Raw genomic sequence first — 8,343 nt, 5'->3', positions numbered from 1 at the left:
GCTCGCCCCTGCGGGTGCGCTCGGTGTACGCCGCCTCGACCTCGTCCAGCACGGCCGTCTTGCCGAGTCCGCGTCCGCCCGTCAGCACCAACACCGGCTGCACGCCGGGGTGTTCGGACTTGACGGTGACGTTCTCGTCCGGCCGCAGCCCGATCAGCCGGGGGAGCAACCCCGGTGGCTGAGCCTCGAACAGAGCGCCACGTCCATGGAGTTGTCCGTGCACCACGCCTCCCCCCAGAGCGGTGGTCCTGGACGCAAGAGTAAGGACGGGAGGGAGGTACGGAACAGACGTCGGCGACAATCGGGCACAAGAAACCCGGGCCCGGCCAAGTGGCCGGACCCGGGGATCAGTCGACCTCGAAGGGCCGGCGCAGGGTCAGCGCAGGTCGAAGCGGTCCAGCTCGGCGACCTTCACCCAGGCGGCGACGAAGTCCTTGACGAACTTCTCCTTCGCGTCGTCGCTCGCGTACACCTCGGCCAGCGCCCGCAGCTCCGAGTTGGAGCCGAAGACCAGGTCGGCGCGGGTGCCGGTCCACTTGACCTCGCCGCCGACGCGGCCCTCGAACGCGGTCTGCGAGGCGTCGGTGCCCTTCCAGACCGTGTCCAGGTCGAGCAGGTTGACGAAGAAGTCGTTCGACAGGACGCCCGGCTGGTCCGTGAGGACACCGGCCTTCGCGTCGCCGTGCGAGACGCCCAGCGCGCGCAACCCGCCGACCAGGACGGTCAGTTCGGGGGCGCTCAGGGTGAGCAGGTTCGCGCGGTCCAGGAGCAGGTACTCGGCGGGGAGGCGGTTGGCCTTGCCGTAGTAGTTGCGGAAACCGTCGGCGCGCGGCTCCAGCGCCGCGAACGACTCGGAGTCCGTGTGCTCGTCGCCCGCGTCGACACGGCCCGGGGTGAACGGCACCTCGACGTCGTACCCGCCGTCCTTGGCGGCCTTCTCGACCGCGGCGACGCCGCCGAGGACGATCAGGTCGGCGATCGAGACCTTCTTCGCGCCCTGCGCGTCGAAGTCGGCCTTCACGCCCTCCAGGACCCGCAGGACCTGGGCGAGCTGCTCGGGCTGGTTCGCCTCCCAGCTGCGCTGCGGCTCCAGGCGGATACGGGCGCCGTTGGCACCGCCGCGCTTGTCGCTGCCGCGGAACGTGGACGCGGACGCCCAGGCCACGGAGGCGAGTTGAGTGACCGTCAGGTCGGAGGCGAGGATCTTCGCCTTGAGCGCGGTGACGTCCGCGGCGTCGATCGCCTCGCCCTCGGCCTCGGGCAGCGGGTCCTGCCAGATCAGCGTCTCGGCGGGGACCTCGGGGCCGCGGTGGAGGGACTTCGGGCCCATGTCGCGGTGGGTCAGCTTGTACCAGGCGCGGGCGAACGCGTCGGCGAACTGGTCCGGGTTCTCCAGGAAGCGGCGGGAGATCGGCTCGTAGATCGGGTCGAAGCGCAGCGCCAGGTCGGACGTCAGCATGTTCGGCGCGATCTTCTTGCTCGGGTCGTGCGCCGAGGGGACGGTGCCCTCGCCCGCGCCGCCCTTCGGCTTCCACTGCTTGGCGCCGGCCGGGGACTCGGTCAGCTCCCACTCGAAGCTGAAGAGGTTCCAGAAGAAGTTGTTCGACCACTTGGTCGGCGTGGAGGTCCACGTGACCTCCAGGCCCGAGGAGATGGTGTCCGCGCCGTGGCCGGTGCCGTAGCTGTTCCGCCAGCCGAGGCCCTGCTCCTCCATCGACGCGCCCTCGGGGTCGGGGCCGACGTTCGGCCCGTCGGGGGCCGCGCCGTGGGTCTTGCCGAAGGTGTGGCCACCGGCGATGAGGGCGACGGTCTCCTCGTCGTCCATCGCCATCCGGCGGAACGTCTCACGGATGTCGCGGGCCGAGGCCAGCGGGTCCGGGTTGCCGTTGGGGCCCTCGGGGTTGACGTAGATGAGGCCCATCTGCACGGCGCCCAGGGGCTCTTCGAGCTCGCGGTCGCCGGTGTAGCGCTGGTCGTCGAGCCAGGTGGTCTCGGGACCCCAGTACACGTCCTCCTCGGACTCCCAGACGTCCTCGCGGCCACCGGAGAAGCCGAACGTCGTGAAGCCCATCGACTCCAGGGCGACGTTGCCGGCGAGGATCATCAGGTCGGCCCAGGACAGGGACTGGCCGTACTTCTTCTTCACCGGCCACAGCAGGCGGCGGGCCTTGTCCAGGTTGACGTTGTCCGGCCAGGAGTTGAGCGGCGCGAACCGCTGCTGGCCGGCGCCGGCGCCGCCGCGGCCGTCGCTGATGCGGTAGGTGCCGGCGGAGTGCCAGGCCATCCGGATCATGAACGGGCCGTAGTGGCCGAAGTCCGCGGGCCACCAGTCCTTCGAGTCGGTCAGGACCGCCTCGATGTCCCGCTTCACGGCGGGCAGGTCCAGCGCCTCGAACGCCGCGGCGTAGTCGAACTCCTCACCGAGCGGGTTCGCGACGGCCGGGTTCTTGGCGAGGATCTTCAGGTTGAGCCGGTCCGGCCACCACTGACGGTTCCCGCCGCCCTGCGTGGGGTGAGCGGCACGGCCGCCGTGCGCCACCGGGCACTTTGCTTCTTCGGCGTTCTCGGACATGGGGGAATCCTTTCGAGGCTGAGCGACGGTCCGCGCTCAGGCAGCGCTGGAGGAGGTGGAACAGGCGGGGCACAGGCCCCAGTAGACGACCTCGGCCTCGTCGATCGCGAAGCCGTGGTCGTCGGAAGCGGTCAGACAGGGGGTATGTCCCACCGCGCAGTCCACGTCGACGACAGTCCCGCACGTCCTGCATATGAGGTGGTGGTGGTTGTCGCCGACGCGGCCCTCGAACCGGGCGGGGCTGCCCGCCGGCTCGATACGCCGGATGAGTCCGGCCGCGGTGAGCGCGTGCAGCGCCTCGTACACGGCCTGGACGGAGACATGACCCACGCGCTCGCGCACCCCGGCGGCGATGGCCTCGACGCCCAGGTGGTCACCGGCGCGGACGGTGTCGAGCAGCGCGACCCGGGCGGCCGTCACCCGCAGGCCGACGCCGCGCAGCTCCTCGGCGGGGGTGGGGGGTGCGGATCCGGTCATGGGCCCCAACCTACCCTGCTAAAGGCGAACGATTCAAGAAAAGGAGCTGTACAAGTTTGGTGCGGGGGGAATATGCGGGGGGAATACCTGAGGTGTAGGGCGGTAGTACGGGAGGGTGCAGGGCGGTAGTACGGGGGAGAGTGTCCCCATGGCTCACACGGCGGATCACACGGCGCGGGCGCGCGCATGGCTCGACACGGCGGTGGCGGAGGCGCGGGCCGGGCTGCGGGAGGGCGGCATCCCGATCGGCGCGGCGCTCTACGGCCCCGACGGCACCCTCCTCGGGCGGGGCCGCAACCGGCGCGTCCAGGACGACGACCCCTCGCTGCACGCGGAGACCGCCGCCTTCCGCGCGGCCGGACGGCAGCGGTCGTACACGGGTACGACCATGGTGACCACCCTCTCGCCCTGCTGGTACTGCTCCGGGCTGGTGAGACAGTTCGGGATCTCCCGGGTCGTGATCGGGGAGGCCGTCACGTTCTCCGGCGGCCACGAGTGGCTGGCCGAGCACGGGGTGGAGATCGTCGTGCTGGACGACCCGGAGTGCGTCACTCTGATGAGGGACTTCATCGCCGGGAACCCGGCGCTGTGGAACGAGGACATCGGGGAGAGCGCGGGTACCGGTGAGGGCTCGGGTATCGGTGAGAGCGAGGGCATCGGTGAGTAGGACGACCTCGGGTATCCCCACGATCGATCTCCACCCGTGGGTGGAGGGCGGCCCCGAGACGCGTCGGCGCATCGCCCGTACGGTCGACGAGGCGCTCCAGACCGCCGGGTTCCTCCTGGTCACCGGCCACGGCGTCGACGCCGGGCTGCGCGCCCGGGTCCGCGCGGCGGCCCGCGAGTTCTTCCTGCTGCCGGCCGCCGCCAAGGAGCCGTACGCCGCCGAGGTCGGCGGACGCGGCTGGCTCGCGCAGGGCGCCGAGGCCAACGGGTACGCCGAGGGCACGGCGACCCCGCCCGACCTCAAGGAGTCGCTCACCTTCGCCAACGACGTCCCGTACGCCGATCCCGCCGTCGACGCGGAGTGGTGCGCGCCGAACGTCTGGCCCCAAGAGGTGCCGGGGCTGCGGGAGTTGTGCGAGGAGTACCTCGACCGGATGGCGGCGCTGGAGAAGCAGCTCCTGCTGCTGCTGGGCGAGGCGCTCGGCCTGGAACCCGACTTCTTCAGCCGCCACATGGACCACCCGACCTACGGGTTCAACATCAACTGGTACCCCGGCACCGACGTCGTCGGCACCCCGCACCCCGGGCAGTTCCGCATCGGCCCGCACACCGACTTCGGCACGGTCACGATCCTCGACCGCCAGGCGGGCAAGGGCGGCCTCCAGGTCTGGACGGAGACCGACGGCTGGCAGGACGCGCCGTACGACCCCGCCGCGTTCACCGTCAACATCGGTGACCTGATGGCCCGTTGGACCGGCGACCGCTGGCGCTCCGGCCGCCACCGGGTCCTCCCGCCCCCCTCCGACGCGCCCACCGAGGAGCTGATGTCCCTCGTCTACTTCGGCGAGTGCACGCCGGGGACCCGGGTGGAGTCGGTACCGGCGCCGGTGGGGAGGGTGGCGTACGAACCGGTCGACTCGCACGCGTACTTGAGAGCGAAGCTGGACTCGATCACGGTGAAGTGAGGGTCACGGTGAAGTGCGGGACCCGGTGACGTGAGGTGCCCGGTGACGTGAGGTGCCCGGTGAAGTGAGGGGCCCGGGCGCTCAGCCCGCCTTGTCCGCCCCCGGCAGGTCCTTGTGGAGTTCGCGGCGGGTGTCGTCCAGGTCGTCGAGGAGGGAGAGCAGGGGGCGGCGGGTGAGGATCGCGTTGTGCTCGATGTGGACGGTCGCCAGGGTGGCGAGGTTGACGGAGAGGAGGCGCAGGCCGTCGCTGCCGTACTCCTTGAGGACCAGGTCGGCTACCCGGGCCGCGCGGGCGGCGACGCGCTCCTCGGGGAAGAGGCCGACCGTGTGGCGCAGGAGCTGGAGGGTGATGCGGGAGATGTCGGGGAGGATCTTCATCAGCTCCATGGAGTCCGCCTCCTCCTCGTCGCTCCAGGTCTCGTCGTCCCACGCGCTGCTCAGATCCAGCCCCATGGCCGCCCTCCCGCTCGCCTTGCCCGTCGACTCGGACCGTACGCCCACGGTCCGTACACGCCACGGGAGTTGCGGAAATTGCCCTCGAACGAAGGAACTTCCCCCGCTCTGGACAATTCCCGGCGAATTTTGACACGGTGAGACGCGCCGGCCGCGATGCGAATACGCGGCCCATTCCGCCGTGCCTCTCGCACCCGGCGGCAATTCCCGTGCAGCGACAGGAGTTTCCGCATGCCCTTCGCCGACCACCTCGCCCAGAGCCCGTACAGCACCCCGGGGGACCGGGCCGGACTGTACGCCGGCCTGCCCGCCGACCCGGCCCGACTGGCCCGCGTCGTACGGGACTTGCTGATCCACCGCGGCGAGGGCGACCTGTTCGGGTACGCCATTCCCGAGGACCGCCTCCACGACGACGCCGAAACCCGTTACGTGGACGGCATCCTGGAAATTCTCGCCGCCCGCTCCGGGGCCCCGCTCGGAAAATCCCGGCCGCCCGCCGAGCGATTCGTCGGCGTCTGCCGGGACTTCGCGCTCCTGTACTGCTCGATGCTGCGCCACACCGGCACCCCGGCCCGGATCCGCTCGGGATTCGCGGACTATTTCGGCACCGACGGCTTCCACGGCGACCACGTCGTCACGGAGTACTGGCACGCCGGCCGGGGCCGCTGGCTCCTCGCGGACCCCCAGCTCGCCGACCCGGACATCACCCGCCACTGGAACGCCGGCTTCGACCCCCTGGACGTCCCCCGCACCCGCTTCCTCACCGCCGGCACGGCCTGGCGCATGATCCGCGAACAGGGCGCCGACCACAGGGAGTTCGGCCTCCATCCCCCGCAGGAGGGGCCCCTGTGGGGCGAACGCTTCGTCGCGGGCAACGTCCGCCTCGACCTCGCCGCCCTCAACAAGGTGGAGACCCTGCTGTGGGACGTCTGGGGCCTCGACCACACGGACCACGACCAGGACCAGACCCTCGACGAGGAGGCCCGCGCGGTGTACGACCGTGCCGCCGCCGTCATCGCGGGCGACGAGGTGCCGTACGCCGAGGCCCGCGCCCTCTTCACCGGGGACGACGTGCTGCGCACCCCGGAGACGGTCCTGAGCCTGGCCCCGTACCACGGGCCTACCCGGGTAACTCTCAGGAGCCAGGTCAGCTCACGGCATTGTCCTCGCTGACGTCATCGGGCCCCAGGTCGGGCGTGTCCGGGCTCACGGAGAACGCCGTGTCCCCGGCCACCGCCACGATCGCGTCGCTGACCAGCGTCAGGGTCGGCACCACGTTCTCCGGCGCCCCGGCCGGGTCCCGGAGCTTGTCCGTCGTCCACAGCACGTTCCCCGTGGCGACTTCGAGCGACAGGAGCCGCCCGTACCGGTTGACGAGCCAGAGGCTGTCGAACGTCCGGGACCACACCGGCCTCGACAGGTTCTCGACCTGGGTGTCCGCCTGCCACACCATCGCCCCGGTGCCCGCGGCGACCGCGCTCACCGTCCCGTCCGGCCGGACGAAGTACACCGTCGAGCCGATCAGCGTCGCCGTACCCCGTACGGTCTGGGCGAGGGGGATCCGTGTGACGGCCCCGCTCGCCGGGTCCACCCGCAGGAGCGTCGTGTACGCCTCGTCCAGCCCGCCCAGCGACTGCTGCTCCCGGTCCTTCGACTGGACGAACAGCGGCTTCCCGGCGAGGTCCCCCAGAGGTACTACCGCTGGAGGCAGCGTGGCGAGTTCGCGCGAGCCGTCCTCGCCGAGCCGCAGCAGGCTCCAGTCGCGGGACGCCGGGTCGTCCTGGTCGCTGCACAGACCGTAGGGGGAACCGGCTAGTACCAGCGGGGTACACCGCGTACCCGCCGACGACTTCGTGGAGTCCCGCCACAGGTCCTTGCCGGTCCGCGCGTCGATGCCGATCAGCTCGGCGTGGTCCGTCGACAGGGCCAGGACACCCCCGTCGAACAGGACGGCGGGCTGCGTCGCGTCGACGGACCGGGTCCAGCGCCGCTCGCCGGTCCGCGCGTCGAGCGCGACCAACTGCCACTCGATGACGTCCCCGGACGACTCGACGGGCGGGTTCTCGTAGACGTACACGAGCCCGTCCCGCACCCCGAGCGGGCGCGCGTACTGCGGGCTCGCCCCGAACCGCCAGGTCACACGCCCCGTCCCGGCGTCCAGCCGGGCGACCGTGAAACCGCTGCCCGTGCAGTACAGGGCAGCCTGGTCGGGGACGCAGCCCGGCCGGTCGTGGCTGGACAGCCGGTCCTGGTCGGCGGCGGCCACGGCCCGAGTCAGGTTCGTCCGCCACGGCGACCAGCCGGTGGGCAGGGACGCCTCGACGGAGTCGACGACGTCGGAGCTGTCCGAGGAGGAGCCGGCGCCAGTGGTCACGTTCGCCACCACGGCCACCACGCCCACGACGCCGACGGCAGCGGCGACGAGCAGACGGCGGGACAGGCGCCGGCCGGCGAGGCGGGGCAGGACCGGCCCGAGGCGGGGCAGGGCCAGGCGGCGCCCAACTGCCGGGCGCCGCTTGAGGATCGGCAGTCGGCGGCGCGGGGACACCGCGACCGCGTGCGTCGGCGCGTCGTACGGGATGCCCTCGGGCTCGGTGCGGTCGCCGGGCGGCGGCGGGGTGGACGGCACGGGCGCGGTGTCCGGCAGGGTCTTGAACAGCCGCTGCAACTCGGCGAGTTGAGGGCGCTGCTCGGGCTCCTTGATCAGGCAGCGCTCGACGATGCCCCGCAGCGGCTGCGTCACGCCGTCCAACGACGGCTCCTCGTGCATGACTTGATACACCGTCAAGTACGGGCTCTCGCCGTCGAAAGGCCGGGTCCCCGTCGCCGCGTACACCAGCAGCGAGCCCAGCGAGAACACGTCCGAGGCGGCCGTCACCTCACGGGGCGAGGTGAACTGCTCCGGGGACATGAAGGGCGGCGTGCCCATCAGGCGGCCGGTGATCGTGAGCGTCTGGTTGTCGGCGGCGCGCGAGATGCCGAAGTCGATGACGCGGGGGCCGTCCTCGGCCATCAGGACGTTGCTCGGCTTCAGGTCGCGGTGCACGACCCCGGCCCGGTGGATGTCCTTGAGCGCCTCCGTGAGGCCGAGTGCCAGGACCCGCAACTCCCGCCCGGTGAGCGGGCCTCGGTCTGCGACCACCTCGGAGAGCGTGGGGCCCGGGACGTACAGCGTCGCCATCCACGGCACCTCGGCGTCCGGGTCCGCGT

Annotated in this window: 7 protein-coding genes; 3 read left to right on the top strand and 4 right to left on the bottom strand. The window is 71.6% G+C overall.

The window, feature by feature from the left end; translation table 11 throughout:
* Positions 1 to 376: 376 nt before the first annotated feature.
* Positions 377 to 2,572 carry a catalase/peroxidase HPI gene (gene katG, locus AOK24_RS07930; protein WP_055719334.1) on the bottom strand — a complete coding sequence of 732 codons (2,196 nt, stop codon included), beginning with the start codon at positions 2,570 to 2,572 and terminating at the stop codon, positions 377 to 379.
* 36 nt (positions 2,573 to 2,608) lie between these two features.
* Positions 2,609 to 3,049 (bottom strand): Fur family transcriptional regulator, encoded by a 441-nt coding sequence (locus AOK24_RS07925; RefSeq protein WP_055719333.1) that lies wholly within the window; start codon positions 3,047 to 3,049, stop codon positions 2,609 to 2,611.
* 148 nt (positions 3,050 to 3,197) lie between these two features.
* Here AOK24_RS07925 and AOK24_RS07920 point away from each other — a divergent pair, with 148 nt between their 5' ends.
* Positions 3,198 to 3,716 carry a nucleoside deaminase gene (locus AOK24_RS07920; protein WP_055719332.1) on the top strand — a complete coding sequence of 173 codons (519 nt, stop codon included), beginning with the start codon at positions 3,198 to 3,200 and terminating at the stop codon, positions 3,714 to 3,716.
* Entirely contained in the window at positions 3,709 to 4,680 is a 972-nt protein-coding gene (locus AOK24_RS07915) for an isopenicillin N synthase family dioxygenase (protein WP_055719331.1), read from the top strand. Before AOK24_RS07920 ends, AOK24_RS07915 begins: the two co-directional genes overlap by 8 nt.
* Before the next feature lie 81 nt (positions 4,681 to 4,761).
* Here AOK24_RS07915 and AOK24_RS07910 read toward each other — a convergent pair whose 3' ends face one another.
* A complete protein-coding gene (locus AOK24_RS07910; RefSeq protein ID WP_055719330.1) occupies positions 4,762 to 5,133 on the bottom strand; it encodes a hypothetical protein in 372 nt (123 codons plus the stop codon).
* Between the two features lie 231 nt (positions 5,134 to 5,364).
* On the opposite strand from AOK24_RS07910, the gene AOK24_RS07905 reads away from it, so the two are divergent.
* Complete coding sequence (locus AOK24_RS07905; RefSeq protein ID WP_055719329.1) at positions 5,365 to 6,306, top strand: transglutaminase-like domain-containing protein; 942 nt, start codon at positions 5,365 to 5,367, stop codon at positions 6,304 to 6,306.
* On the opposite strand, the gene AOK24_RS07900 is transcribed toward AOK24_RS07905, so the two are convergent.
* Positions 6,281 to 8,343, bottom strand: a 2,063-nt coding sequence (locus AOK24_RS07900) for a protein kinase domain-containing protein (protein ID WP_240553726.1), incomplete at its 5' end; no start/stop codon positions are given. The two genes, AOK24_RS07905 and AOK24_RS07900, sit on opposite strands and share 26 nt — an antisense overlap.

Source organism: Streptomyces niveiscabiei (genome assembly GCF_001419795.1).
In the GTDB taxonomy this organism is placed as follows: domain Bacteria; phylum Actinomycetota; class Actinomycetes; order Streptomycetales; family Streptomycetaceae; genus Streptomyces; species Streptomyces niveiscabiei.
The sequence above is the reverse complement of the archived record's forward strand: the minus strand, read 5'-3'. Positions and strand labels throughout refer to the sequence as shown.

Bases quoted from the DNA above. Each gene is read 5' to 3' on its own strand.
- AOK24_RS07920 (WP_055719332.1), top strand. From the start codon at position 3,198: ATGGCTCACACGGCGGATCACACGGCGCGGGCGCGCGCATGGCTCGAC.
- katG (WP_055719334.1), bottom strand. From the start codon at position 2,572: ATGTCCGAGAACGCCGAAGAAGCAAAGTGCCCGGTGGCGCACGGCGGC.
- AOK24_RS07925 (WP_055719333.1), bottom strand. From the start codon at position 3,049: ATGACCGGATCCGCACCCCCCACCCCCGCCGAGGAGCTGCGCGGCGTC.
- AOK24_RS07905 (WP_055719329.1), top strand. From the start codon at position 5,365: ATGCCCTTCGCCGACCACCTCGCCCAGAGCCCGTACAGCACCCCGGGG.
- AOK24_RS07910 (WP_055719330.1), bottom strand. From the start codon at position 5,133: ATGGGGCTGGATCTGAGCAGCGCGTGGGACGACGAGACCTGGAGCGAC.